The 24,361-nt window shown below is 66.4% G+C and carries 25 protein-coding genes; 10 read left to right on the top strand and 15 right to left on the bottom strand.

The features are described from left to right. The first annotated feature begins 54 nt into the window (after nucleotides 1-54). From rsfS to IAU68_RS08870, 7 genes are all read left to right on the top strand, one after another. Complete coding sequence (gene rsfS, locus IAU68_RS08900) at nucleotides 55-528, top strand: ribosome silencing factor (RefSeq protein ID WP_171192938.1); 474 nt, start codon at nucleotides 55-57, stop codon at nucleotides 526-528. Beyond that, nucleotides 529-1,161 (top strand): histidine phosphatase family protein, encoded by a 633-nt coding sequence (locus IAU68_RS08895; RefSeq protein WP_171192937.1) that lies wholly within the window; start codon nucleotides 529-531, stop codon nucleotides 1,159-1,161. After that, nucleotides 1,161-1,961: a DegV family protein gene (locus tag IAU68_RS08890; protein WP_171192936.1), complete on the top strand. Its 801-nt coding sequence runs from the start codon at nucleotides 1,161-1,163 to the stop codon at nucleotides 1,959-1,961. Before IAU68_RS08895 ends, IAU68_RS08890 begins: the two co-directional genes overlap by 1 nt. Before the next feature lie 70 nt (nucleotides 1,962-2,031). Next, nucleotides 2,032-2,673: a ComEA family DNA-binding protein gene (locus tag IAU68_RS08885; RefSeq protein ID WP_171192935.1), complete on the top strand. Its 642-nt coding sequence runs from the start codon at nucleotides 2,032-2,034 to the stop codon at nucleotides 2,671-2,673. 2 nt (nucleotides 2,674-2,675) lie between these two features. After that, nucleotides 2,676-4,301, top strand: coding sequence for a ComEC/Rec2 family competence protein (locus IAU68_RS08880; protein WP_171192934.1), 1,626 nt, complete (start codon nucleotides 2,676-2,678; stop codon nucleotides 4,299-4,301). A 1-nt stretch (nucleotide 4,302) separates the two neighbouring features. Next, nucleotides 4,303-5,238, top strand: coding sequence for a DNA polymerase III subunit delta (gene holA, locus IAU68_RS08875; RefSeq protein WP_171192933.1), 936 nt, complete (start codon nucleotides 4,303-4,305; stop codon nucleotides 5,236-5,238). After that, complete coding sequence (locus IAU68_RS08870; protein WP_328700685.1) at nucleotides 5,235-5,879, top strand: LysE family translocator; 645 nt, start codon at nucleotides 5,235-5,237, stop codon at nucleotides 5,877-5,879. Before holA ends, IAU68_RS08870 begins: the two co-directional genes overlap by 4 nt. Here the strand turns inward: IAU68_RS08870 and IAU68_RS08865 are convergent. The 4 genes from IAU68_RS08865 to IAU68_RS08850 form a co-directional block, all read right to left on the bottom strand. Next, nucleotides 5,876-6,892 carry an alpha/beta hydrolase family esterase gene (locus tag IAU68_RS08865; protein WP_171192932.1) on the bottom strand — a complete coding sequence of 339 codons (1,017 nt, stop codon included), beginning with the start codon at nucleotides 6,890-6,892 and terminating at the stop codon, nucleotides 5,876-5,878. The genes IAU68_RS08870 and IAU68_RS08865 overlap by 4 nt on opposite strands. Before the next feature lie 92 nt (nucleotides 6,893-6,984). Continuing rightward, complete coding sequence (gene rpsT, locus IAU68_RS08860) at nucleotides 6,985-7,248, bottom strand: 30S ribosomal protein S20 (RefSeq protein WP_070421324.1); 264 nt, start codon at nucleotides 7,246-7,248, stop codon at nucleotides 6,985-6,987. Between the two features lie 182 nt (nucleotides 7,249-7,430). Then, a complete protein-coding gene (locus IAU68_RS08855) occupies nucleotides 7,431-7,925 on the bottom strand; it encodes a type II toxin-antitoxin system PemK/MazF family toxin (RefSeq protein ID WP_231699011.1) in 495 nt (164 codons plus the stop codon). A 21-nt stretch (nucleotides 7,926-7,946) separates the two neighbouring features. Beyond that, on the bottom strand, nucleotides 7,947-8,831 hold the full coding sequence (locus IAU68_RS08850) for a CPBP family intramembrane glutamic endopeptidase (RefSeq protein WP_171192931.1): 885 nt from the start codon (nucleotides 8,829-8,831) through the stop codon (nucleotides 7,947-7,949). Between the two features lie 44 nt (nucleotides 8,832-8,875). Between IAU68_RS08850 and lepA the strand changes: the two genes are divergently transcribed. Then, the gene (gene lepA / locus IAU68_RS08845) at nucleotides 8,876-10,732 is read left to right on the top strand and encodes a translation elongation factor 4 (protein ID WP_171192929.1); all 1,857 of its coding nucleotides are present in this window, start codon (nucleotides 8,876-8,878) and stop codon (nucleotides 10,730-10,732) included. An 87-nt stretch (nucleotides 10,733-10,819) separates the two neighbouring features. Here the strand turns inward: lepA and IAU68_RS08840 are convergent, their stop codons facing one another. The 10 genes from IAU68_RS08840 to IAU68_RS08795 form a co-directional block, all read right to left on the bottom strand. Next, the gene (locus IAU68_RS08840) at nucleotides 10,820-11,794 is read right to left on the bottom strand and encodes a hypothetical protein (RefSeq protein WP_171192928.1); all 975 of its coding nucleotides are present in this window, start codon (nucleotides 11,792-11,794) and stop codon (nucleotides 10,820-10,822) included. Nucleotides 11,795-11,846: 52 nt separating this feature from the next. Beyond that, on the bottom strand, nucleotides 11,847-12,743 hold the full coding sequence (locus tag IAU68_RS08835) for a ribokinase (protein ID WP_171192927.1): 897 nt from the start codon (nucleotides 12,741-12,743) through the stop codon (nucleotides 11,847-11,849). A gap of 6 nt (nucleotides 12,744-12,749) precedes the next feature. Next, the gene (locus IAU68_RS08830; RefSeq protein ID WP_171192926.1) at nucleotides 12,750-14,081 is read right to left on the bottom strand and encodes an ATP-binding cassette domain-containing protein; all 1,332 of its coding nucleotides are present in this window, start codon (nucleotides 14,079-14,081) and stop codon (nucleotides 12,750-12,752) included. Then, nucleotides 14,068-14,847, bottom strand: coding sequence for an ABC transporter permease (locus IAU68_RS08825; RefSeq protein WP_171192924.1), 780 nt, complete (start codon nucleotides 14,845-14,847; stop codon nucleotides 14,068-14,070). Before IAU68_RS08825 ends, IAU68_RS08830 begins: the two co-directional genes overlap by 14 nt. After that, entirely contained in the window at nucleotides 14,844-15,767 is a 924-nt protein-coding gene (locus IAU68_RS08820; protein ID WP_171192923.1) for an ABC transporter permease, read from the bottom strand. Before IAU68_RS08820 ends, IAU68_RS08825 begins: the two co-directional genes overlap by 4 nt. After that, nucleotides 15,764-17,182 carry an ABC transporter substrate-binding protein gene (locus IAU68_RS08815; protein WP_171192922.1) on the bottom strand — a complete coding sequence of 473 codons (1,419 nt, stop codon included), beginning with the start codon at nucleotides 17,180-17,182 and terminating at the stop codon, nucleotides 15,764-15,766. The genes IAU68_RS08820 and IAU68_RS08815 overlap by 4 nt, the downstream gene beginning before the upstream one ends. Nucleotides 17,183-17,191: 9 nt before the next feature. After that, complete coding sequence (locus tag IAU68_RS08810; RefSeq protein ID WP_171192921.1) at nucleotides 17,192-17,971, bottom strand: GntR family transcriptional regulator; 780 nt, start codon at nucleotides 17,969-17,971, stop codon at nucleotides 17,192-17,194. A gap of 72 nt (nucleotides 17,972-18,043) precedes the next feature. After that, the gene (locus tag IAU68_RS08805; RefSeq protein ID WP_171192920.1) at nucleotides 18,044-19,030 is read right to left on the bottom strand and encodes an LLM class flavin-dependent oxidoreductase; all 987 of its coding nucleotides are present in this window, start codon (nucleotides 19,028-19,030) and stop codon (nucleotides 18,044-18,046) included. A 51-nt stretch (nucleotides 19,031-19,081) separates the two neighbouring features. Next, nucleotides 19,082-20,515: a branched-chain amino acid transport system II carrier protein gene (brnQ, locus tag IAU68_RS08800; RefSeq protein WP_171192919.1), complete on the bottom strand. Its 1,434-nt coding sequence runs from the start codon at nucleotides 20,513-20,515 to the stop codon at nucleotides 19,082-19,084. An 86-nt stretch (nucleotides 20,516-20,601) separates the two neighbouring features. Further along, the gene (locus tag IAU68_RS08795) at nucleotides 20,602-21,723 is read right to left on the bottom strand and encodes a MalY/PatB family protein (protein ID WP_171192918.1); all 1,122 of its coding nucleotides are present in this window, start codon (nucleotides 21,721-21,723) and stop codon (nucleotides 20,602-20,604) included. 74 nt (nucleotides 21,724-21,797) lie between these two features. Here IAU68_RS08795 and IAU68_RS08790 point away from each other — a divergent pair, with 74 nt between their 5' ends. Together IAU68_RS08790 and IAU68_RS08785 are read left to right on the top strand one after the other, a co-directional pair. Then, nucleotides 21,798-22,052 (top strand): type II toxin-antitoxin system Phd/YefM family antitoxin, encoded by a 255-nt coding sequence (locus IAU68_RS08790; RefSeq protein WP_171192917.1) that lies wholly within the window; start codon nucleotides 21,798-21,800, stop codon nucleotides 22,050-22,052. Beyond that, complete coding sequence (locus IAU68_RS08785) at nucleotides 22,045-22,440, top strand: type II toxin-antitoxin system VapC family toxin (RefSeq protein WP_231699010.1); 396 nt, start codon at nucleotides 22,045-22,047, stop codon at nucleotides 22,438-22,440. The genes IAU68_RS08790 and IAU68_RS08785 overlap by 8 nt, the downstream gene beginning before the upstream one ends. On the opposite strand, the gene IAU68_RS08780 is transcribed toward IAU68_RS08785, so the two are convergent. Continuing rightward, nucleotides 22,437-24,308: an ABC transporter ATP-binding protein gene (locus IAU68_RS08780; RefSeq protein WP_171192916.1), complete on the bottom strand. Its 1,872-nt coding sequence runs from the start codon at nucleotides 24,306-24,308 to the stop codon at nucleotides 22,437-22,439. The genes IAU68_RS08785 and IAU68_RS08780 overlap by 4 nt on opposite strands. Nucleotides 24,309-24,361 lie beyond the last annotated feature (53 nt).

The following is a 24,361-nucleotide window of genomic DNA, read 5'->3' as shown; positions in this document are numbered from 1 at the left end:
ATTGTCGTGGGACAATGGCCAAGTCTGTTTGTCCGATAGCCGAAGGGTTCCCACTTGACTGCTCCGCAGATCTCCATCGACCGCGCCAAGGTAGCCGCCAAGGCCGCCGACGAGAAGCTTGGCACCAACATCGCCGTCATCGACGTGTCCAACGTCATGGCTATTACCGACGTGTTCGTCATCGCCTCCGCCGACAACGAGCGCCAGGTTGCCGCCATCGTCGAAGAGGTCGAAGGAGACCTCACCGACCTGGGTGTGGAGCCGAAGCGCCGCGAGGGCAACCGCGAGAACCGCTGGGTGCTGCTCGACTACGGCAACTTCGTCGTGCACATCCAGCGTGAGGCGGAGCGCGAGTTCTACGGTCTGGACCGCCTGTACGCCGACTGCCCGGCCATCGAGGTCGAGGGCCTCGAGCCGTACAACCGCCCGGCGTCGTTTGGCGACGAAGACGAGCTGCGCAAGGCCCAGAACCTCGAGGACCTGCCGCTGGCCGGCGAGGGCCCCGAGGTCGCGGACGACGAGTATTAAATGCAGCGCCGACTCATCCTGCTGCGCCACGGCGAAACGGAGTACAACGCCACCCGCCGCATGCAGGGGCAGCTAGACACCAACCTGTCCGAGCGCGGGATCGCCCAGGCGCACACGGCGGCCAAGGAGCTGCGCGACCTCGGCATTAAGAAGATCATCTCGTCGGATCTCACGCGCGCTCGCGACACCGCCGGTGTGGTGGGAGATGACCTGGGCGTTGAGGTGGTCGTCGATAAGCGATTGCGAGAAACCCACCTCGGCCAGTGGCAGGGCAAAACCCACGACGAAGTGGACACCGCGCACGACGGGGCGCGGGCGCTGTGGCGCTCGGACCCGACGTGGGCGCCGCCGGAGGGCGAAAGCCGCATTGATGTGGCGCAGCGCTCGCGCGCGGTGGTCGACGAGCTGCTGGACACCTATCACGAGTGGGGCAATTCGGCGGTGCTGTTGGTCGCGCACGGGGGCACGATCGCGGCGCTGACGGCCTCGCTTTTGGGCCTCGACGTCGCGCAGTACCCGCTGATGAAGGGCCTCGGCAACGCGAACACGTCGCGGCTGGTGGCGATGCCGCGCGTCGACGATCCCGCCCAAACCCAGTGGTACCTTGAGGCCTGGAATCGGGGCAGCAACTGATGGCCGTGCGCGTTGTGGTGGACTCGTCTGCCGGGCTGCCGGACGAGATCGTCCGCGAGCTCGGCATCACGGTCGTCGACTTACACGTGCTTGACGACGAAACCACCTCCGGCCTGACCTCCCTCGAACTCGTCGCCTGCTACGCGCGCCAACTCGAGCGCGGCGGCGACGACGGGGTGGTGGCGCTGCACCTGTCGAAGACGTTTTCCTCCACCTGGTCGGCCGCCGTGGCGGCGTCGGGGGTGTTCCCGGGGACGGTGCGCGTCGTAGAGACGGACGCGGCCGGAATGTCGGTCGGCGCGGCGGCGATGGCGGCGGCGACCGTGGCCGAGGAAGGCGCGACGTTGGACGAGTGCGAGGCGATGGCGCAATCCACCATCGCACGCTCCGAGACGTGGCTCTACGTGCACCAGTTGGACGACCTGCGCAAATCCGGCCGTCTGCCTACCGGCACTGCGATGTTGTCGGCGGCGCTTTTGGCCAACAAGCCGATCCTGCACATTAAGGACGGCAAGTTCGAGCTCGCGGGGAAGACGCGCACGCAGTCGAAGGCGTTTGCAAAACTCACCGAGTTGGTCGGGGAGCGGGCAGGCGGCGAGCCGGTGTTCGTCGCCATCCAGCACGCGGATGCCTCCGAGGCGGCCGAGCAGCTCGCTGAGATGCTGCGCGAGGCCCTGCCGGAAGGCTCCAGGGTGATGGTTGAGCCGCTTGTCGACGTTATCGCGTTGCACACCGGCGCGGGCGCCATTGGCCTATCTGTCGTGTTTTCTTCTCGAACTGTGGATAACTTTCGGGCCTAACTAGCCCAGTTATCCACAGATTTTTCGCCGCCTCTTGGCAAGCCCGGGGCGGCTTTTTAGCGTCCCAGGTGTGAACGCCACAGAACGCATCAAAGAATTGACCCGGCCGACGGGGGAGGAGGACTTGCTCGCCGTGCGCTACCCGGAGCCGCGGGTGCGCATCCCGGTCAAGCAGGCCGCCGCCGCGGCCGGGGTTGTGCTGCTCGCCGTCGGCGGGTGGGCCGCCACGCGCACGGGGCCGGACGAGGAGGACCCGGTGTCGTGGGAGCAGGTCGCTGACCCCACCGAGGTCGCCGGCTCGGTGGTGGTCTCCGTGGTCGGAGAGGTGGAAAACTCAGGACTGATCACGCTGAACAACGGCGCGCGCGTGGCGGATGCGCTGCAGGTGGCGCGCCCGCTGCCCGGTGCGGATCTGGTCTCGATTAATCATGCGCAATTGCTTGTCGACGGCCAACAGATCCACGTCCAACCCGTAGGCGCCGCCCCGGCCGTCCCGGTCGCACCTGGTGGGGCCGCGCCTGGGGTGGTGTCGATCAACACGGCGGACGTGGCGGAGCTGACCACGCTGAGCGGCATCGGGGAGGCGACTGCCGCAGCGATTGTGGCGCACCGGGAGACGAACGGGCCGTTTGCCACGGTGGACCAGCTAACCGACGTCAAGGGCATCGGCCCGGCGAAGCTCGAAGCGCTGCGCGACCAGGTGGGGCTGTAGCGGTGGGGGAGCTGCGCCTCGTTCCGGCCGCGCTGGCGGTGTGGGCGGCGGCTGCGTGCGCGATCGTGTTCGGGGTGCGCGCGGCGGTGGTCGTGGTGCTGCTGTGCGCGGGGATCGCGGCGGTGTGGCGGGCGTGGGGGCAGATGCTCATGGTCGCGGGGCTGGGCGCGGCGTCGACGATTATGGCGTGGTTGCGGCTGCGTACCGCGCATCGGTGGGACCCGGCCGGGGAGATCGCGGGCACTGTTGCGGGCGCTCCGAAGCAGATTGCCTCCGGCGGGTACCTCGTGCGTGTGCAGGTGGCGGGTGTCCCGTCGCCGACGCCGGTGTTTACCGACGAGGTGCCGGACGGCGTCGTCGCCGGCGCGTCGGTGGTGGTGCGCGGCAGCGTGAGCGAATCGGGGGCGGCGGGGGTAAATCCGTACGCGGTCAACGGCACGGTCCAGGCCACCGGCCCGCCGGAGGGATTCGCACGCCTCGCGCTGCACGTGCGCGAGACGTTTGCCGCGGCGGTGGAGCGCACCGTGGGCGATCACGCGCAGGGGCTCATCCCCGGCATGGTGCTTGGCGACACGTCGCTGCAGTCGGCGGGCGAGCAGCAGGCCTACGTCGACACCGGGCTGTCGCACCTGTCGGCGGTCTCCGGCGCGAACATAGCGATCGTGACCGCGTTCGCCGCGGTGTTGGCCGCGGCGGTGGGGTTGGGGCTGCGGGGCAGGGTGGTGGCGTCGACAAGCGCGCTTTTGCTCTATGCGGCGCTCGTGGGGCCGGATCCGAGTGTGCTGCGCGCGTCGGTGACCGGGCTGGTGGGGCTTACAGCGGTGCTGGCGTCGCGGCAGTCGGAGCCGGTGCACGCGCTGTGTCTTGCGGTGATCGCGCTGGTGCTCATCGATTCGGACTTAGCGGTGCATTACGGGTTCGCGCTGTCGGTGGCGGCAACGGCGGGGATCGTCGCGCTGTTTCCGCTGCTGTACCGGGCGCTGGCGAAGACCGGGTGGCCGGACATCCTCGTGCGCGCGCTGGCTGTGGCTGTCGCGGCTGACGTGGCGACGATGCCCATCGTGGCGCTCATGGCAGGCCGCGTCTCGCTCGTGTCGGTGGTCGCCAACGTGCTAGTCGCCCCGGTGACCGGACCGGTGACCGTGCTGGGGCTCGCCGCGGCGGTGTGCAGCCTCGCACCCGGCGGGATGGAAGCGGTGCCACTTTTCATCGTCGAGCCGCTCGCCAGGTGGGTACGGTTTGTCGCCGACGTTGGCGCAGGACTTCCCGTCGCGACGATCAACGCCGCCCCGCTCTACGTCCTGGTGGTCTACGGCTGGTTCCTCGCGGGCGTGTTGTGCGGTCGGCCGCGGATGACGCTGGCGGTGGCGGTGGTGTGCGGTGTGGTCGTCGTCAAGCAACCGCCCCCGGTGGAGCAGGACCACCTGCGTGCGCATGTCGTCGCCACGAAAGATGACGTCGAACCCGTCCCGCCCGGCACCCAACTGGTGGTCGTGCTGGAGCACGGGCGCCCGCACACGCGGCCCGTGGTCACTGACCAGGGAATTCCCGTGATCTTCCCGAACCGCGACGGCGTGGCGACGATCTACCCCGACGGCACCCAAGTACTTCCTCGGCGGGCCTTTTAAGATGATCGGCATGCTCAACCCCGTGCACCTCGTACTAGGCGAAGACGAGTTCCTCGCCGAACGCGCCACGAAGAAGATCATCGCCCAAGCCGGCGACGGCGTGGAGGTGTCCACCCTGCGCGCCGGGGAGGTCACCGATGGCGAAATCGCGATGGTCACCAGCCCGTCGCTGTTTGCCGAGGACCGCGTCGTGCTGGTGAAAAACACCGAACTCGCCGGCAAAGAACCCACCGAGGTGCTGCTCAACGCGTGCGTGGACCCCGCGCCGGGCATCATGCTCATCATCCAACACACCGGCGGTGGGCGGCAGAAATCGCTCGTGCCCAAGTTCAAGAAGATTGCCGAGGTCCACGAGGCCAACCCGCTCAACGACGGGCAGCGCCGCACATGGCTCACCGAGGAGTTCCGCTCCCACGGCGTGCGTCCCACCCCGGACGTGGTGGCGGCGGTGCTCGAATCGGTGGGTTCCGACCTGCGCGAGTTGGCCTCGGCGGTCAGCCAGTTGGTCGCCGACACCGACGGGGAGATCACCGTGGCCGCAGTGCGCGAGTACTACGTCGGCGTGGCCGAGGTCGCCGGCTTCGACATCGCGGACCAGGCGGTAGCAGGGCGCGCGGACAGGGCGCTCGCGTCGACACGCCGGGCGCTGCAGCTGGGCATCTCGCCAGTGACCATCGCGGCGGCGCTCGCGCACAAGGTCGGCGACATCGCGAAACTCTACGGCGTGCGCGGCAACCCGGAGCAGATTGCGCGCACGGTGGGCATGCACCCGTTCGTCGCAAAGAAAACGATGCAAGTCGCCCGCCAGTGGTCGGGCCGCGCGGTCTCGGAGGCTGTGGTCATCGTCGCGGACCTCGACGCCGAAGTGAAAGGCCAAGGCGGCGACGAGGAGTTCGCGTTGGAAAACGCCGTGCGGCGCATCGCGGAGCTCGTGTGATTTCGCCGGGGGACCTCGCCGTCATCGTCGGGCTGAACGTTCTCGGCGCTGCCGCACCCGGTCCGGATGTGGTGTTAGTGACACGCACCGCCACCCGCTCGCGCCGCCACGGGTGGGCCACCGCACTGGGGATCCAAACCGGGGTGCTCATGTGGTGCACGCTCACCGTCTTCGGGGCCGCGGCCCTGCTCAACGCGTTCCCGCACGTGCTCACCTACATCCAGATCGTCGGCGGGGCGATCCTTATCGCGATGGGCGCATCCAACGTCCGCTCCGGGGTGGAGGAGCGCCACTACCCGCCGACGAGCCTGGCAGAAGCGGAGGAGCGACTCGGCAGCGTGCGCGCGTCGTATCTCAAAGGCTTAGCGACGAACCTCGCCAACCCCAAGATCGTCGTCGCCCTCTCCGCGATGATCGCCCCACTGCTCCCGCCGAGTCCGAGCCTGGGCACCGCAGCGGTAGTCATCGTCGCGCTGTGGCTGAGCGCCTTCGCCCTGTTCGCCGTGTTTGTCCAGGTGGTCTCCACCGATCGGGTGCGGCGTAAGTTCTTGCGCGCCGGGCCCTACATCGACATCGGTGCCGGGGCGTTCTTCGTCGTCGTGGGCATCACGCTGATCGTGCGCGGCGCGCTGACGCTTTAGAGGTACTGCAGCAAAAAGCGTGCGGTCTCGGCGGACGCGCTCGGGTTGGTGAACCAGGTGTGCCCGCCGCCCTCGATGCGCTGCAAGCGGGTCTCCGCGTCGCAGTTCAGCGGCTCGATCGTGGTCACGTTGCCGGTGCGCGACTCGCGCGGGAGCATCACGCAGCCGTTCTTGCGCCCCAGCGTGCCAAACACGTCCTTCACCGCCTCAAAGGACGCGCCGTGGCGGACCCCGCCGTCGTAGCCGACGATGTCGTCGTTCGTGCCGTGCATCAAAAGCACCGGAACCGCGCCACGCTCGCAGCCGGTGACGGTGGGCGAGTAGTAGGCGCCCGCCACCGCCGCGGCCGCCGTAATGGTCTCCGGCGCGTGGCACGCCAGCGCCGCCGCAAAACCGCCGCCGTTAGACAGGCCGGCCACAGCGACGTGGTCGGGGTCGGCGCCAAAGGTCTGCGAGGCGTCGTCGATAAGCGCGCGAACGTACGCAATGTCCTCGTCGATGCTGGTTTTCGCGTACGGCGCGCCCGCCCACGCGTTGTCCACGCCTTGTGCGTAGATCACGATCGCGCCGTCGGTGGCGGTCTCGAACCGCTCGTAGTCGCGCGTGCGGGCCGCGTCGTGCTGCCACCCGCCGAAACCGATGATCACCGGGTACGACTTGTCGGCGGAATGCCCCGCCGGCAGTACCACGTCGTACGAGCGGGTCTTGCCGCCGACGGTGATGCGGCGCGTTTTCACACCCTGCGACACCGCGGTGCCGTTGCGTATCGACGACCCCGCCTCCACCAACGGCGCCACCACCGCGATACCGGCGATGACCAGCGCTAGGGCGGTGAGCGCCTGGGTGATCTGCTTGTTGTTGGCCGGCAGGATCTGCGCCAGCATGCCGATCAGTTCGGCGGCCTCCGTGGTGGTGGACACGGACGGGGTCTGGGCTTGCGCCACCGGAGTGATCGGGGCGGCCATCAGGCTGAAGGTGATCGCGGCTGCGACCGCGCGTTTTCTAATTTTCACGTTTGTCCTATTCGTCGGTGCCGCGATCGGCGTTACACACAAGTGAACCCGCCCGGGTTGCGGGCGGGTTCAACCTGTAGGCGATGGCGATATTAGTCCATCTTGTTCAGGGCGCGAGCCATGTTGGACTTCTTGTTCGCCGCGGAGTTGCGGTGGAACACGCCCTTGGTCACGGCCTTGTCCAGCTTGCGGGACGCGACGCGGAGCTGCGCCTCAGCTGCGGCCTTGTCGCCGGACTCCACAGCCTCACGGAACTTGCGGATCTCGGTGCGGGTCGCGGAGCGGAACGACTTGTTGCGCTGACGACGCTTCTCGTTGGTCAGGACGCGCTTCTTCTGCTGCTTGATGTTAGCCATCGTGAAATACCTCTTGGTTTCTCAATCGAACATGAACTGTCGCTCTCCGGCAGGGCATAAGCGCAGCGCTTTGGTTATCAACGCGAACCCAAGGTCCTGTCCACGTAGCGCCACGCACCCTCAACGTCGCCGGGTACGAACAACCTGCCAAGGATAACAGCCCGGTAACGCCTGGCCAAAACCTAGGACCAGTCGAAGCGCTCCCGCAGTGTGTTCGCCACCCGCTGGAACCGCCGCGGTGGCACCGATGTACCCCGGCGGTGCACGTCCGCCTCCGCCACCACCAGCGTTTTGTCCACCCGCACCCAGCACGGCCGGCCGGAGGATTCCCAGTCGCCGGGGCCGATTTCGAACCAGCGCTCGTCGTGCTCGTGCTCGGTGTCCGGGGAGATAAGCAGGCCGAGGACGTCGTGACGCTCGCGCCCCACCACCAGCATGGAGCGCTGCTTCGGCGGGTGCGACGGCACGGTGACCCACACGACCTCGCCGGGTTCGGCGGCCCCGTCCATGTCGGGGGCGTAGTAGATGCTGCGCGCAATCGAGCGGGTTGGCCGCACCGCGAGTTTCGGCGCCCGGGTGCGGCGTTTCTGGATTTGGTTGGTCAGGCGCTCGTTGAGCATGGTCAAGCCCTGGTCGAGGGGTGTTTTCCTTGTGCGCTTGAACCGTTGGAACGCCACGGTGAAACCTCCAGGTTGCAGTTACCGGTCACTGTAAAGGTTTTCGGGTGCCGGAACAACAATTTTGCGCCGCGAATTTTCGCCCGCGTCCTTTAATGCCCACAGCAGCAGCACGGTCACACCGAGGGTGATCAGCGACGAGATCGCCATCTCACTCATCGCAATCTCGGTCTCGCTCGGGTTGGAGGCGCCGATCGCGCCGTAGCCGAACACCACGGTGTTGCTCACTGCGTGCAGCATGATCGCGGCCTCCACACCTCCCGTGCGCCAGGTCAAAAGCGCGACGCACAGCGCGAAGATGGCGATGTCCACCAGCCCGATCCAGTTGTAGACGTGGCTGGCCACAAACCCAATCGCCGGCAAGCTGTAGCACAGCCAGGCCGGAGCGTTCCACTGTCCGAGAATCTGCGGCAGGCTCGCGCGGAAAACGTACTCCTCCGCGGCCGCCTGCAAGGGAACGAGCACCACAAACGCCGCCAAGAGCAGTGCTTCTCGACGACCGACACTCACCCCGTCCAACCCAAACGCAACCGCCTCGAACGCCACGAGCCCGCCGTAGGCCGCGAACACGATGGCGAACGCGCGCCCGGCAACACCCCAGCGGAACCGCCCCTCGATGCTGTGCAGCGCTCCCGCCTTGCGGCCGAGTACCCGCGCGGCGATAAACGGCGTCGGCAGCAGCACGGCGATAAACAGGACTTGCAGGAGCGACACGAGCGGGTCGGTGGCGTTCTCGTCGAAAATGTCCAGCCCGAAGTAGCCGGCGGCGAGCCCCACCGGGATGGTGACAGCCAGCGTGAACGCGACGACGAGCACAGCGAGCAGCACAAATTCCAGCAGTGGGCGCCACCACTTGGGCTCGCTTAGTCGGTACAGTAGTCCGGCACGGTGAAACTCAGTTGGCATGCCCACACGTTAGCGCGATTCGGGCCACGTAAGATGTGAAAATTATGGCTGCCAAATCGAAAAACTTCGCGGAAACCACGTTCACGGACCCGGCCCGCATCCGTAACTTCTGCATTATCGCCCACATCGACCACGGCAAGTCGACGCTGGCAGACCGCATTCTGCAACTGTCCAACGTCGTCGACGAGCGCGAGATGCGCGACCAATACCTCGACAATATGGACATTGAGCGCGAGCGCGGCATCACCATCAAGGCGCAGAACGTGCGCCTGCCGTGGGTGCCGTCGACGGGCGATCACGTTGGCGAAGAGATGGTCCTGCAGATGATCGACACCCCGGGCCACGTCGACTTCTCCTACGAGGTTGCGCGCTCGCTCGACGCGTGCGAGGGCGCTATTTTGCTTGTCGACGCCGCCCAGGGCATCGAAGCCCAAACCCTGGCGAACCTGTACATGGCGATCGACAACGACCTGGAGATTATCCCGGTGCTGAACAAGATCGACCTGCCGGCGGCCGACCCGGAGAAGTACGCGCTGGAGATCGCCAACATCATCGGCTGCGAGCCGGAGGATGTGCTGCGCGTGTCCGGCAAGACCGGCGAGGGCGTGCCGGAGCTTTTGGACCGCGTGGTGGATTTGATCCCGGCTCCCGAGTCCGAGCACGGCGCCGACGCACCGGCGCGTGCGCTGATTTTCGACTCCGTCTACGACACCTACCGCGGCGTGGTCACCTACGTGCGCATGATGGACGGCAAACTCGAACCGAACCAGAAGGTGCAGATGATGAACACCGGCACCACCCTGGAAATCCTCGAGATCGGTGTGGTTTCACCGACGATGAAAAAGACCAAGGGCTTAGGCCCCGGCGAGGTGGGCTACCTCATCACCGGCGTGAAGGATGTGCGCGAAACCCGCGTCGGCGACACCGTCACCTGGGCGAACAAGGGTGCCGCGGAGCCGTTGGAAGGTTTTGAGGAGGTCAAGCCGATGGTGTACTCGGGCCTGTTCCCGGTCAGCCAGGAAGACTTCCCGACCCTGCGCGAATCCCTGGAGAAGCTGCAGCTTAACGACGCCTCCCTGACTTGGGAGCCCGAAACCTCCGTCGCCCTGGGCTTCGGTTTCCGCTGCGGTTTCTTGGGTCTGTTGCACATGGAGATCACCCGCACCCGCCTCGAGCGCGAGTTCGATCTGGACCTTATTTCCACGGCGCCGAGCGTGACCTACCGGGTGGTCACCGAGGACGGCAGCGAACAGATTGTGCACAACCCCTCCGACTGGCCCGGCGGCAAGATCCCCGAGGTCTACGAGCCGATCGTGAACATGACCATCATCGTGCCGCAAGAGTTCGTCGGCTCGACGATGGAGCTGTGCCAGTCCAAGCGCGGCCAGATGAAGAACATGGAGTACCTCTCCGAGGACCGCGTGGAGCTGCGCTACCTCATGCCGCTGGGCGAGATCATCTTCGATTTCTTCGACATGCTCAAATCCCGCACCAAGGGCTACGCCTCGCTGAACTATGAAGAGGCCGGTGAGCAGTTGGCGGACCTGGTCAAGGTGGACATCCTGCTCCAGGGCGAGCCGGTGGACGCGTTTTCAGCCATCGTGCACAAGGATTCGGCTCAGTGGTACGGCAACAAGATGACGAAGAAGCTCAAAGAGCTCATCCCGCGCCAACAGTTCGAGGTGCCGGTCCAGGCCGCGATCGGGTCGAAGATCATCGCCCGCGAGAACATCCGCGCGCTGCGCAAGGACGTGCTGTCGAAGTGCTACGGCGGCGACATCTCCCGTAAGCGCAAGCTGCTGGAGAAGCAGAAGGCCGGTAAGAAGCGCATGAAGAACATCGGCTCGGTGACCGTTCCGCAGGAGGCGTTCGTGGCGGCGCTGTCCACCGACGAGGAGTAGCCCGCCGGTTGTGACAAATCGTGCACCAGCTCAGCTGCACGATTTGTCACTTTCCCCAGGTCGCCGGTTGGGCCGAATCACGATCTGTCACAGCTGCCGAAGCGCGTCGACGATGAGGGCCTCGATGGTCTGGACGCATTGACGCATCGTCTTTGCGGACGTCCGCGGCACTTTCCACCCCTCGGCCAGCGCAGTCATGTTGATCGACGAGTCCTTCTGGCGCTGCTCCCACTCCCAGTGGTGGTGCCCGTCGAACATCGCCCCGATCCTGAGCTGAGGGATGGCGAAGTCCAGCGTGGTGATGATCCGACCACCGACCACCACCGGAAACTGTTCCACCAGCGCAACGCCGTGCTTGGCGACGATCGGCTCCAGCATCAGCCGCAACTCCGTCTCTTTCGGCGAATCGGCGGTGTCCCTCGACCTGGCGAGTATTCCTGACAGCCAGCGGGCGTTGAGCTGGCCGAACGCTGCGGCCCGGATGCTTTTTGGTGTGACTCCGAGGTGGCGGCGGACGCAGTCGATGAGCTGGATGGCTCGAACGTCGACGGGGTCGAGGCCCTCCACCTCCTCGACCTGCCACGAGTGTTCGACGTGTCGAAGCTGCTGCAGCGCTTGCACTGTGGCTCGTTCTGGGGTGGCGACGCGGAGGTGTAGCCCGCGGTGGGTGAGCGTCCAGGTTTCGGTGTGGGGCGGGCGAAGCCGGGTCACCGAGGGGGCGTGCTGCGAGGCCGGCCGGTGTTTGCCGACGGGTGCGTGCAGGGTGGTGTCGGCGGCGTCGACAAGAAAGGGCAGGCCCAACACCGCGAGCGCTGAGAAACCGCTGATCACGCTACCGGGGTGTTCGTGGCAGTGTGCCACCGCGCGAACGGCTGCCGGCACCGGGTAGCTGCGGCCGTTGGGGTGGTGGCGGGCGTCGTGGGCGATGAGCCAGCTCGCCCGCGAGTGCTGCTCGTCGATGAATAAGGTTTTGCTGACGGCCAGGTATTTCCGGCCCGCCTTAACTTGCGAAGCGTTCACGATCACCGGGGCAAAGGTGATCTCCATTCCGTTGTGCGCCATGAGTATGAGACGCACGGATCACCGCGCCGGTTCCCGCGCCGAGCAAAATGCCCTACGGCAGGTGGTCCGCGGCGGACGGGTAGGACGGCTGCGCGCCGGGGCGGGTGACGGAAAAGGCGCCGACGCGGGCGGCGTACTGCGCTGCTTCAACCAGCGTGTCGCCTTCGACGATGCGGGCGCAGAAGGCGCCGGCAAACGCGTCGCCCGCGCCGACGGTGTCCACGGCCTCGACCTGGGGTGAGGCGACGTGGGTGAGGCCGGCGTCGTCGGCGACCAGGGCACCGGCGGCGCCCAGGGTGAGCACGACGGAAGCGAAACCGGCGTCCTTTAGCCGGCGCGCAAGCTCCTCCGGAGTGCCGGCAGAATCGAGCCCCAACTGCGCGAGGATGAGGCCGGCTTCGTGCTCGTTGGCCATGAGCGGATCGGCTTTGAGCAGGGCGGAGCGCGGCACGTCGACCACCGGCGCAAGGTTGACCACCACGCGGCCCTTCGCCAATTCCACCGCACGCGCGAAGCCGTCGGCGGGGATCTCGCCTTGCAGCAGGACGACCTCGGCGGACTCGATGGGGGTGCTGTGGCGGGCGACGAAGGTGGCGTCGACAAGCGCGTTGGCCCCGGGGACGACGAGCACGGTGTTCTCGCCGTTGGCGGCGACGGTGATCACGGCAAGGCCGGTGACCTCGTTGACCTCTTCGACGTGGGTGAGGTCGACGTCGGCTTCGTGCAGCAGCGCGGTGGCGGGTTTGGCGTTGGCGTCGGTGCCCACCGCGCCGACCAGCGCCACCGGCGCGCCGAGGCGGGCGGCGGCGCAGGCCTGGTTCGCGCCCTTGCCGCCGGCGGTGATGCCGCCGCCGGCACCCATGAGGGTCTCGCCCGGGATGGGGTGGCGTTCAACGTTGACGGTCAGGTCGGCGTTGATGGAGCCGACTACGCAGATCTTCGCGCTCATGGTGGCCTATATTACGGCGGCGAGTAGCTCCCGGGTGTAGGGGTGCTGGGGATTTTCCCAGATGTCGGCGGTCGTACCGTGTTCGACGATGCGCCCAGCCTGCATCACGGCGACAGTGGGGCACAGTTCGCGGGCGACCTTGAGGTCGTGGGTGACAAAGACGAGCGTGTGCTCGCCGACGCTTTCCCGCAGCAGGTCGAGCACCTGGTCTTGGATGGTGGCGTCGAGGGCGGAGACGGGCTCGTCGGCAAGCAAAATGTCCGGGCGGGGTGCTGTGGCGCGCGCGATGGAGATGCGTTGGCGCTGCCCGCCGGAAAACTGCGCGGGTTTGCGGCTGCCGGTGCCGGCGAGGCCGACGCGCTCGAGCATCGCGTCCGCGCGGGCCTGATCCACGCCCGCTTCGCGTATCGACGACCCCACGTCCATCCGCGGGTCCAACGACGAGTACGGGTCTTGGAAGACCATCTGCACGTCGCCGCGCACGTTCACGGTGCCGGCGGTGGGCTGGCGCAGTCCTGCGATGAGGTGCAACAGCGACGTCTTGCCGGAGCCGGACCCGCCGACGATGGCTAGGCGTTCGCCTTCGCGCACGGTGAGGGTGACATCGTCGACGGCCATGGTGGCGCCGCGCTTGAGTTTCACCGCGTCGAGGGTCACCACCGGCTCCCCGAGGGGGACCGGTAGCGCGGGCGCGCCGGGCTCGGCGGCCGCGGCGAGTGCGCGGGCGTAGTCGGAGTCGGCGTCGACGATGCGACCGTCCTTGAACACCAAAACGCGCTCGGTCATGCGGCGCACCACGGAAAGGTCGTGGGAGATAAACAGCAGCCCCATGCCGCGCTCGCGCACAAGCCGGTCGAGCAGGTCGAGGATTTCGGCTTGGACGATCGCATCGAGGGCGGTGGTGGGTTCGTCGCAAATGAGCACGTCCGGGTTTTGCGACAGGGCGAGCGCGATGAGCACGCGCTGGCGCTGGCCGCCGGAAAGTTCGTGGGGGTAGGCGTCGGGGCGGTCCACGCCGACGTCGCGAAGCAGGTCGCGTGGGACGAGTTTGCCGATCTTCTTCAGCGGGTCGAGCGCGGTCATCGGCTCCTGGAACACCATCGCGACTTTGGTGCCGCGCACGCGCCTGCGTACACGGTCGGGGGTGCCGACCATCTCGGTGCCGTCGACGGTGATGGATCCTTCCGCGGGCAGGTCGGAAAGTCCCATGATGGACAGTGCGGTGACGGACTTGCCGGAGCCGGATTCGCCGATGATGCCCACGCGCTCGCCGGCGCCGACGGTGAGTGAGATGTCGTGGAGGATGCCCTCGATGTGCAGGTGCTTAACGACGATCATCGCTACCTCCCAGAAGATTAAAGCCCAGCACAGTCAACGCGATGGCGAGTCCTGGCCACAGCGCGAGGTGCGGCGAGGTAGCCAGATACGGCTGGGAGGCCTGCAGCATGCGGCCCCAGGACGCGAACGGGGCGGGCGCGCCAAGCCCGAGGAAGGACAGGCCGGCCTCGGCAAGAATTGCCAGCGCCACCGCGACGGAGATCTGCGTGAGCACGATGGGCCAGATGTTCGGCAGCACGTGGCGGCGCGCGATCCGCGGTCCCGGCACCTTGGCAATCCGCGCGGCCAGGATGTAGTCGTTCTGCATCACCTGCAGCGTGCCGGCGCGGGCGACGCGGACGAACCCGGGGATCCCTGCGATGCCGATAGCCAGCACCACGATCCAGATCGAGGCGCCGAACACGGCGGTAAACACGATCGCAAGCAGCAGCGCCGGAAACGCCAGCAACAGGTCGGCGCCCGCCATGACGAACCGCGACGCGCCGCGGCGCATGCCGGCCCAGATTCCCAGCGGAACGCCGACAAGTGCCGACAGCCCCACCGCGCCAACAGCGACGGTGAGCGTCATCCGCGCGCCGTCCATCACTCGCGAGGCCATGTCGCGGCCGAACTGGTCGGTGCCCATCCAGTGCGCCGCGGACGAGCCTTCGAGCCGGTGGGCCACCTCTGCCTGGAGCGGGTCGTAGGGCGTCCACACCAGCGAAATGAGCGCGAGCACCGCCACGACCAACACGATCACGGCGCCAACAGTGCGTTTGGTTGTCATGCCTGCCTCCGAATGCGCGGGTCGATCACGGCGTAGGCCAGATCCACCACCAGGTTGATCACCAGCGTGAATGCGACGATGAGCATCATTACGGTTTGGACGGTGGTGAGGTCGCGGTTGCCGACGGCGTCGAGAAGCATCGTGCCCAACCCCGGAATCGTGAACACACGCTCGATGACCACCGCGCCCACCACGAGCGACGCCAACTGCACGCCCACGACCGTGATCACAGGCAGCGCGGCGTTGCGCAGCGCCGACGAGTAGAGCACTTTGCTTATCGACGACCCCTGCGCCCGGCCCGTGCGCACATAGTCGCGGCCCAGCTCCTCGCGCACCGAGGCCGCGACGTAACGGGTGAGAATCGACGCCTGCACCAGCGCGAGCGACGCCACCGGCAGCACGAGGTGCGCGGGCGTGCCCCAGCCGTTGGCCGGCAGCCAGCCGAGCCGCACCGAAAACAGGGCGACGAGCGCAATACCCACCAAAAACGACGGGACGATAATGCCCACCTGGGACAGCCCGCCGACGACAACGCCACCGGGTGAGCGGCGCCACCGCGCCAGGTACACACCCGCCGGGATGGCGACGAGCAGCGAGACCGCCATGGCCACAAGCGTGAGCGTGAGCGACACCCCGGCGCGCTCGAGTACGGTGTCGGTGATCTCTTTGCCGGACGACAACGAGATGCCAAAGTCGCCGGTCAGAAGCCCGCCGACCCAGTCGAAGTACTGGGTGGCAAGTGGCTGGTCGAGGCCGAGCCGGGTGTTTAACTCCGCGACGTCGGCGTCGGTGGCGGACACGCCGAGGGCGATGCGCGCCGGGTCGCCGGGCACCGCGCGCAGCAGCGCGAAGATGATCAGGCTGGCGGCGACGAGCAGCAGCACAAACCGCAGCAGGTGTTTGGTGATGGTGCGGATCATTTCTCTACCTCGTCAAGGCGCAGCGAGTCGGTGACCACGTTCGGGTTCAGCCCCGTCACCCCGGGTGCGTAGAGCACGATGTTCGGGGCGTTGACCAGGGTGAGCGCGGCGGCGTCGTCCATGATCTGGTCGATGGCGGCGGCCATGTCGCCGGCGGCGATGTCGGCCTGAACCTCGGCGGAGTTGTAGCCCAGGTAGTAGTCGGGGTTGCCGAAGAGCATGGGCACGTCGCGCGGCTCCACGTGCGCAATGAGCGAGGACTGGTAGTCGTGGCCCTTGTGCACCTCGGATAGCCACACGGCGGGGAATTCGACGGTGTCTAAGCGCACCTTGAACCCGACGTCGCGCAGTTGCGAGTAGAGCAGCTCGCTTGCCGTTTGTGCGTACGGCAGGTTGGGCACCGTGATCGTGATGTCCGGGGTGCGCCCGGCGAGCAGTTCGCGGGCCTTGTCCGGGTCGAAGGGGTAGTAGTCGCGGCCGGTGAACCACGGGTCGGTGGGTGGCACGGGGGCGCCGCCGGTGTCGGTGGCCAGGCCGTTGTAGACCACGTCGTTGATGGCCTGGCGGTCCACGGCGTAGGCCACCGCGCGGCGCACGTCCGGGTCGTCGAACGGGGCGCGCTGGTTGTTCATACTCAGCAGCACTTCGCCGTTGGTGGTGCCGACTTCCACGCGGATGTCGTCGGGAAGGGTGTCAATCAGTTGCGGCGCCTGCATCGCCCACACCACGTCCGCGTCACCCACGCGCAGCGCGTTGACGGCGGAGACCGGGTCGTCGAAGTAGCGCATCACGGCGTCGCGCTCGACGGGGCCCGCCCAATAGTCCTCGCGGGCGGTGAAGGTGATCTTCTCGCCGATGTCGAAACGGTCCACGGTGTATGGGCCGGTGCCCAGCGGGTTGGTGGCCAGGCGCTCCACGCTCGCCGGCGTCATCATCGCGCCGGTGAGCGTGCCCATGGACCACAGCCAGGCGTCCGCGTCGCCGTCGACTGTGACCTCCAAGGTGTGCTCACCCAGCACTCGCGTATCGACGACCGGATCCATCTGCGCCTTCAACCCATTCGTCCACTCGTGTTTGACGTAGTCGATGGAAAACGCGGCGTCGTCGGCGGTAAACGGCGTGCCGTCGGAAAAGGTCACGTCGTCGCGCAGGTGGAACGTGAAGGTCTCACCGTCGCGGTCCCACGACTCGGCGAGGTGGGGCACCGGGGTGCCGGTGTCGTCGATACGCACGAGTGTTTCGTACACATTGCCGACGAGCGCCTGCGGAGCCGCCGCGCCGCCGGTGGTGGTGAAGTCCAACCCGGCAGGGGCGGCGGAGGCGGCGACGACGATGTTGTCGCGCGGGCCCGCGCCGCTGCACGCGGCCAGGGGGAGGGTGAGGGCGACCGCGGCCGCCAACGGCCAAATACGCATGCGGGAAGATTAATGGATGCTGGAGTCCACCTGGAACCACAGGGGCGACGAGTGCCCCCGCACGTTGTTCAACCCGAAGGTGACCTTGTCCGCGCGGAAGATGTGCACGGCATACTCGAGCACGTTGCCGTTGTGCGTCAGGGCCTTGAGCTCGACGACGACCAGCGGGTCGTTCTCCTCGATGCCGAGCTTGGCTGCCAGGTTGGCGTCGGCACGCTCGACGGAGAAGGCGCGCGAGAGGTTGTTGAAGTCGGCGCCGGCGCGGATCAGCTCGCGGTGGATGGACTGGTCGGAGGTGTCCACGGTGTCGATGACCTCGGCCAGCGACGGGTCGAAGTACATCACCTCGGCCACCAGCGGCTCGTCGTCGGAGGTGCGCACGCGGTCGAGCACGTAGACATTGGAGCCGGGCTCGCGCTGCATCTTGTCGGCCACGTCGTCGTCGGCAAGCACAAGCCCGCGGCGCTCGAGGACCTCGCCCGGGTTTTTGCCCATGCGGTACAGCCACGACGTGGTGGACAGGATCTCCTCGAACGTCTCGGTGCGCGTGTTGGACAGCACGAGCGAGCGGCGGCCGCGTCCGGAGGAGAGCAGCCCCTCCGCGCGCAGCGTCGCTACCGCCTGGCGGACGGGGCCGCGCGAGGTGTTGAACTGCTCGCACAGTTCTACCTCGCTGGGCAGCGATTCGCCGGCGGGGATGTGGCCCGCGAAGATCTCGTCGCGGAGATAGTCAGCGATTTCTTCGTGCTGCTGCGGGCGGCGGAGGGGGCCGGTGGGCAGTTGCGCCATGGTGGTGTGCGTCCTTCGCGGAGTTGGCTCGGATTTGTATAGCCAAATCCTAGACCACCACTCAGATGATCTTTACTTTCCCCAGGCCTCCGCGAGAATTTCCATGTTGCGCATGGTCGCCTCAGTGCTTCCGGACTGCAGCGAGATCATCAGCTCGTCGGCCTTGGCCAGCTTCTGGAAGGCCTCGAGGTACTCCGCGACCTGCTCGCCAGTGCCCTTGGCGGTGTAGCGCAGCATGTCCGTGATTTGGCGGCCCTGGTAGGAGTTGACCACCTCGTCGAGTTGGTCGTCACTCAGCACAGTGCCCCTGCGGCCCATGAACGCGCGCACGCGGTTGCGGTGGACAACCTTGGTCTGCTCGAGCGCCTCGTCCTCGCTGTCGGCGGCGGTGACGTTGACCGCGGCGATGCAGTACGGCTCCGGGTAGCGCTCGGAGGGCTGGTAGTTCTCGCGGTAGTAGGTGGTGGCCTGCTCGAGGTGCTGCGGCGCGAAGTGCGACGCGAACGAGTAGGGCAGGCCCAGCTTCGCGGCCAGCGAGGCGCCGAACATCGACGAGCCCAGGATGATCAGCGGCACGTTCGTGTTGTAACCCGGCACCGCGGTGACACCGGGAAGCGGGGACTGGTTGGACAGCCAGGCTTGCAGTTCGAGCACGTCGTCGGGGAAGCGCTCGGCGGAGTTCGGGTCGCGTCGCAACGCACGCCCCAGCGTTTGCTGGTCGGTGCCAGGCGCGCGGCCGAGGCCCAAGTCGATGCGGCCCGGGTAGAGCTCCTCGAGCATGCCGAACTGCTCGGCGATGACGTACGGGGAGTGGTTCGGCAGCATCACACCGCCGGAACCGAGGCGAATGCGCTCAGTCTTCGCACCGATGTGGCTAATGAGCACCGCGGGTGACGACGAGACGATGCTCGACATGTTGTGGTGCTCGGAATACCAAATGCGCTCGTAGTTCAGCGCTTCCGCTTTCTGCGCGAAGGCGACGGAGCGCTCCATCGCCTGCCCGACGGTTTCGTCGGGGTAGCGGGTGCAAAAGTCGATCAGTGAAAGTGGTGCATTCATAAGGCCCCACCGTACGCGTTTTACGTCACGGTGGGGCCTTGGCTGCGGCTGCTAGTTGTTGGACAGCAGCGGGGCGGTGTCGCCCTCGGCGGAGAGGTCCTCGCCTTCCACGGACTCCATGGTGCCCGGGATCATCGCCGGCTTCGGCTTGGCAAAGTCCACGATCAGGCCGATGACAAAGGCGATGACCACCGGCACGACCCAGCCCAGGCCGGCCTCGAACATCGGCGCCCACTGCACAATCGGGGTGAGCACGTCGGCGCCCCACTCTAGGGAGATGAACGTCTCGATGGCGGACCACACGACGGAGACCCACAGCGGGACAAAGAATGCCCAGCTAAAGCGGGTGCGGGCGCGGAAGGCCGGCTCAATGAGCGTCAGCGCGATCAGGGTAATCGCCGGCGGGTAGAGGAAGCCGATGATCGGGGCGGCGATCGCCATGACAAAGTCGAGGCCCTGGGTGGCGATGATCATCGACGTCACAGCGAAGACGACGGCCCAGAAGTGGTAGGAGCCGGCGAACTGCTCGGAGAAGTACTCGCCAGTCGCGGTGATCAGGCCGACGGCGGTGGTCAGGCAGGCCAGCAGCACGATGGCGGAAAACATCGCCTGGCCCGCGCCGCCCATGGTCAGATTGGCGGCCTCGGCAAGCAGGCCCGCGCCGTTGTCGTAGCTCGCGGCATCCGGCATGACACGGCCGATGAGTCCCAGGCCGATGTAGACCAGGCCCAGCATGAGACCAGCGCCGACACCTGCGGTGATGGTGCCGCCGACGAGTTCCTTGCCCTCGTTGAAGCCGCGGTGGCGCAGGGTGGAAATCACGACGATGGAAAACGCCAGGGCGGCGATCGAATCCATGGTCAGGTAGCCCTCGAGCAGGCCTGCGGTGAACGGGCCGTCGTTGTACGGCTCACTCGGGGCGACAGGCTCTGCGGACCAGCGGAACGCGGCCACGGAAATCATGACGATGAGCAGGACAAGCAGCGCCGGGGTGAGGAACTTGCCCAGCTTTTCCATAATCGTCGTCGGGTTCCACGACAGGATCAGCGCGATGCCGAAAAACAGCACGTTAAACACCGCGGACGAAGCGAGGCCTTCGAAGCCGAACAGCGGGGTGACGGCGGTCTCGAACGACACGGCGCCGGTGCGCGGCAGGGCGTAGAAAGCACCGATGGACAGGTACGCCAGCACCGGGAAGACCACGCCGAACACCGTGCCGGCGCGCTGTGCGAGGTCGCGCAGGTTCGAGCCGGACAGTGCAATCGCGATCACGGCGAGCACCGGCAACAGCGACGCGGTGGCGAGGAAGCCGAACAGCGCCGGCCAAAAGTTGTCGCCTGCTTCGACGGCGAGCATGGGCGGGAAGATGAGGTTGCCCGCGCCGAAGAACATCGAGAACAATGCGAGCGCGGTGACGATGACGGCGCTATTCGAGCGCTTCGACCCCGTCTGGCCTTTTGGCCGTGAAATCGCTGTGGAACCCATGGGAGGACCTCTCTAGCTAAGTTGCAGTCGCCTTAGCATAAACCACCCGCCCGCTAGATGGGAAGTGGGTTCCAATAGGTGGGACGTTAGATCTCCGCGATCGCGTCCCCGATGCGTTTCACCGCCTCCTCCAGGATCTCCGGCGAGGTGGCGAAGTTCATCCGCGCGCGGTGCTCGCCGCCCGGCCCGAAGTCGACGCCCTCGTTCATCGCAACTTTTGCTTTACGACGAAGCCACGCCGCCGGTTTTTCGTCATCGAGCTTCGTGTTCTTGAAGTTGAGGAACATCAGGTACGTCGCACTTGGCACCTCGATTTCGATGCCCGGCACCGCCTTCGGCAGGTGCTCCACCAGCCAATCGCGGTTGGCTTTCAGTTGCGCGACCTCCTCGTCGAGGAATTCGCGGCCGTGGTTGTAGCAGGCCTCTGCCGCCACGATGCCAAGGGTGCCCACGCCATCCTTGGCCACGCCGGACATGCGGTTCCAGGTCTTCGCGTCCTCGTCGTTGGAAAAGATCATCTGCGCGCACTTCAGGCCTGCGACGTTCCACGCCTTGGAGGTGGCGGTGACGGTGATGCACACGTCCGGGTTGTTCGCCGCGGCGCAGACGTGGGTGCCGTCGTAGACGAGCGGGGCGTGGATCTCGTCGACAATCACGCGCGCGCTGTGCTTGCGCGCGACCTCGCAGACGGCATCCAACTCTGCTTCGGTGAAGATGTAGCCGCCCGGGTTGAACGGGTTAGTCACGATGATGCTGCCCGCACCGCCCGCAAACGCCGCGTCCACCTCGTCTAAGTCGAGCCCGCCCGCGCTGGAGACGTTTACGCGCTTGCGGCCGGCGACCTCCGCGACGTCGAGGAACGGGAAGTACGCCGGCACCGGCACGATCACGTCGCCTGAAGTGAAGTACTGGATGGCGAGCATCACGCCGCGCACCACGTCGGCGACGGGGAAGATCTTGTCGGCGTCCGGGCGCCAGCCGTAGCGGTCGGCGTAGAAATCGGACACCGCCTCGCCCAGGTTGTGCGCGTGCGGCGCCGGGGTGTAGCCGAACATTTCGCGCTCGGCCGCATCGACGATGGCTTCCTTCACCGCCGGCGCGGTGGGGAAGTCGCTTTCCGCGATGAACAACGGCAGTACGTCGGAATCGAACTGCGTCCACTTGCGCGTGCCGCGGGCCTGCAGGGTCTCAAGGCTGGGAAATTGCATGCGCCCCACGGTAGCGAGAAGTTCTTGCTTGTCACCCCTTCCCAGGGTGTAGCGCACGGTGCTACGGTCGATTCATGACGGAGACAATCAGTCAACGTGAACTGCGTAATGAGAGCGGACGAATCATGCGTGCGCTCGATGAGGGGGAAACATTCGTGATTACAAGTAACTCGCAACCTGTCGGAGAACTTCGGCCGCTGAGAAAGCCGAAATTCGGACGCAAGGAGGATCTCATCGCCGCCCTGCGGGGTGTTGCGAGTGTCGACTTCGCGCAGTTCCGTGCGGATATCGACGAGTTTGTCGATCAAGGAATTGATCCGCGTGGCTGAACGGGGTTTGTTAGATACTTCGGTGCTGTTTGGCCTGGACGACATTGACTTGGACCGACTACCAGACCATTGGGCGATTTCGGCGGTCACGATGGCGGAGCTGTCCGCTGGGCCGGCGGCGGCGAACGATCCGGTCGAACGGGCGAGACGGGCGAACCAAGCGCACGCGGTCTCGGAGTTGGTTGAATGTATTTCCTTCGACGACCGCGCGGCCCGCGCGTATGCGCTCGTCTACGGTGCGGTGATGAAAGCAGGTCGAAAGCCCAAACGCCGGGCGTTCGACCTCTTGATCGCAAGTTGCGCGCTCGCTGAAGGGCTCGACCTGTATACCCGCAATCCGGGAAATTTTCGCGGGCTTGAGGAGTTAATCCGCGTCATTCAGATTTAACGGTCCTCGTCCTCCTCGTCTTCGGCGCCGTCGGCGGCGAAGCCGAACGCCTTCAACCGCTTCCTATCGGCGGCGGACGACGAGGCAGTCAGGCGCAGCAGCTCTGAATAAATACCGCCGGAGACGGCGAGGTCTGCCGGGGAGCCGATTTCGTCGATACGCCCGTCGCGCAGGGTGATGATGGTGTCCACGCCGGCGATCGTCGACAAGCGGTGCGCGATCATGATGGTGGTGCGGTCACGCATGAGTTCGTCCAAGCCCGCCTGGACGGCGCGCTCCGCCTTGGTGTCCAGAGCGGAGGTGGCCTCGTCGAGGATGAGCAGCGGGGCGTCCTTGAGCATGGCGCGGGCCACGGCGACGCGCTGGCGCTGGCCGCCGGACAGGCGCAGGCCGCGCTCGCCGATGATGGTGTCGTAGCCGTCCGTGAACTTCATGATGAACTCGTGAGCGTTTGCGCGCTTGGCCACGTCGACGACCTCCTCGAGCGTGGCGTCCGGTTTGCCGTAGGCGATGTTTTCAAACACCGAGCCGGAAAACAGCGCCGCCTCCTGGAACACCACGCCGGTGGTGGCGCGCAGCTTCTCCACGTCTAGGTGCGAGATTTCCTCGCCGCACACCTCAAGGCGGCCGTCGGTGATGGGGTAGAGGCCGAGCAACAGGTTCACGATCGTGGACTTGCCGCCGCCGGACTCGCCAACGAGCGCGATCTTTTCGCCCTCACGCGCGGTGAAGGTCACGTCGTGCAGCACCGGCTCGCCGGGCATGTACTCGAACGTGACGTCCTCGAACGCCACGACAGGCTCCCGCACAGCCAGCGGCGCCTGCTGGGTGGCATCGAGCGCGGGCATGCCGGAGGCCTCGGTGGCGGCGACGAGTTGGCGGTTCGCGGTGGGCTCGACCGGCTCGTCCATCACCTTGAAGTAGTCGCGCGAGCCGGCGACGGCGCGCTGGGCGGCGTCGACAATCCAGCTCATCATCGTCACCGGCTGGCGGGCCATGGTGACCATCTGGATGAGCATGACCATCTCGCCGATGGAGAAGTGCCCGTCCAGCGTGCGGGTGAACAAGATGAGGTAGATGCCCATGAAAATGAGGTTCATCGCCACGCCGCGGGCGGTGTCCATCGAGTGCCACCAGCGCGATTGCGGGCGCGTGATGTCCACCACGTTGGTGTAGTGGCGGCCGAACTTGTCCAACTCGCGCACCTCGGCGCCGTAGGACTTGGTCACCTTCACCTGTCCCACGACCTCGGCAAACCGTCCGTTGCCCTCGTCGATGTTGGCGTTTTTCTCCTGTTCAAAGACCTGCCAGCGCTTCGACGTCAACGCGGTCAGCCACGTGTACAGCGGGAACAGCAGCGCCAGCAGCACCGTCAGCGGCCAGTAGTAGTAGGCGGTGATGCCCAAGATGGCGACGACCTGCAGCAGCATCGGCAGGAAGTTGTTGCTAAACGACTGGATGAACTGCGTGACGTTTGCAATCGAGCGATCCAGCCGGGCGATGATCGTGCCGGTGACCTGGTTGTCGTAGTAGCGCTGCGGCAATGCCAAAAGTTTGGCGAAGTAACGCGTGGACATGATCTGGCGCAGCCGCGCGACCATCACGTCGCCTAAATACCCGGAGACGTTGCGAAGCAGCGACGCGAGCGCCTCGGCGGCGAACAGGGCGATCGCGAGCCAGATGACGGTGCGGGCGGGTTCGGTCACGGTGTCGTCGTTAAGCGCTGCGACGATGGTGTCTGTCGCCTCGCGGATGAGGAACGGGGAGATCAGCCCGAGGCCCGCGACAATCGACGAGACCACCACCACCGCGATATAGAACGGCCAGAGGGCGGAGGCGCTGCGCGCGACGCGCATCAAAGACTGCATAATTTCGACAGCGTACCTGCGCGGTATTGTGAAGCAGCGACACATCTCAAGCG

The sequence above is a fragment of the Corynebacterium lujinxingii genome (assembly GCF_014490555.1).
GTDB lineage: Bacteria > Actinomycetota > Actinomycetes > Mycobacteriales > Mycobacteriaceae > Corynebacterium > Corynebacterium lujinxingii.
This window is presented reverse-complemented; position numbering and strand designations above follow the sequence as displayed.

Bases quoted from the DNA above. Each gene is read 5' to 3' on its own strand.
- IAU68_RS08830 (WP_171192926.1), bottom strand. From the start codon at position 14,081: ATGATCGTCGTTAAGCACCTGCACATCGAGGGCATCCTCCACGACATC.
- IAU68_RS08850 (WP_171192931.1), bottom strand. From the start codon at position 8,831: ATGCCAACTGAGTTTCACCGTGCCGGACTACTGTACCGACTAAGCGAG.
- IAU68_RS08825 (WP_171192924.1), bottom strand. From the start codon at position 14,847: ATGACAACCAAACGCACTGTTGGCGCCGTGATCGTGTTGGTCGTGGCG.
- IAU68_RS08795 (WP_171192918.1), bottom strand. From the start codon at position 21,723: ATGCAATTTCCCAGCCTTGAGACCCTGCAGGCCCGCGGCACGCGCAAG.
- holA (WP_171192933.1), top strand. From the start codon at position 4,303: ATGATCGGCATGCTCAACCCCGTGCACCTCGTACTAGGCGAAGACGAG.
- IAU68_RS08805 (WP_171192920.1), bottom strand. From the start codon at position 19,030: ATGAATGCACCACTTTCACTGATCGACTTTTGCACCCGCTACCCCGAC.
- rpsT (WP_070421324.1), bottom strand. From the start codon at position 7,248: ATGGCTAACATCAAGCAGCAGAAGAAGCGCGTCCTGACCAACGAGAAG.
- lepA (WP_171192929.1), top strand. From the start codon at position 8,876: ATGGCTGCCAAATCGAAAAACTTCGCGGAAACCACGTTCACGGACCCG.
- IAU68_RS08835 (WP_171192927.1), bottom strand. From the start codon at position 12,743: ATGAGCGCGAAGATCTGCGTAGTCGGCTCCATCAACGCCGACCTGACC.
- IAU68_RS08820 (WP_171192923.1), bottom strand. From the start codon at position 15,767: ATGATCCGCACCATCACCAAACACCTGCTGCGGTTTGTGCTGCTGCTC.
- IAU68_RS08895 (WP_171192937.1), top strand. From the start codon at position 529: ATGCAGCGCCGACTCATCCTGCTGCGCCACGGCGAAACGGAGTACAAC.
- IAU68_RS08780 (WP_171192916.1), bottom strand. From the start codon at position 24,308: ATGCAGTCTTTGATGCGCGTCGCGCGCAGCGCCTCCGCCCTCTGGCCG.
- brnQ (WP_171192919.1), bottom strand. From the start codon at position 20,515: ATGGGTTCCACAGCGATTTCACGGCCAAAAGGCCAGACGGGGTCGAAG.
- IAU68_RS08790 (WP_171192917.1), top strand. From the start codon at position 21,798: ATGACGGAGACAATCAGTCAACGTGAACTGCGTAATGAGAGCGGACGA.
- IAU68_RS08890 (WP_171192936.1), top strand. From the start codon at position 1,161: ATGGCCGTGCGCGTTGTGGTGGACTCGTCTGCCGGGCTGCCGGACGAG.
- IAU68_RS08810 (WP_171192921.1), bottom strand. From the start codon at position 17,971: ATGGCGCAACTGCCCACCGGCCCCCTCCGCCGCCCGCAGCAGCACGAA.
- IAU68_RS08815 (WP_171192922.1), bottom strand. From the start codon at position 17,182: ATGCGTATTTGGCCGTTGGCGGCCGCGGTCGCCCTCACCCTCCCCCTG.
- IAU68_RS08840 (WP_171192928.1), bottom strand. From the start codon at position 11,794: ATGGCGCACAACGGAATGGAGATCACCTTTGCCCCGGTGATCGTGAAC.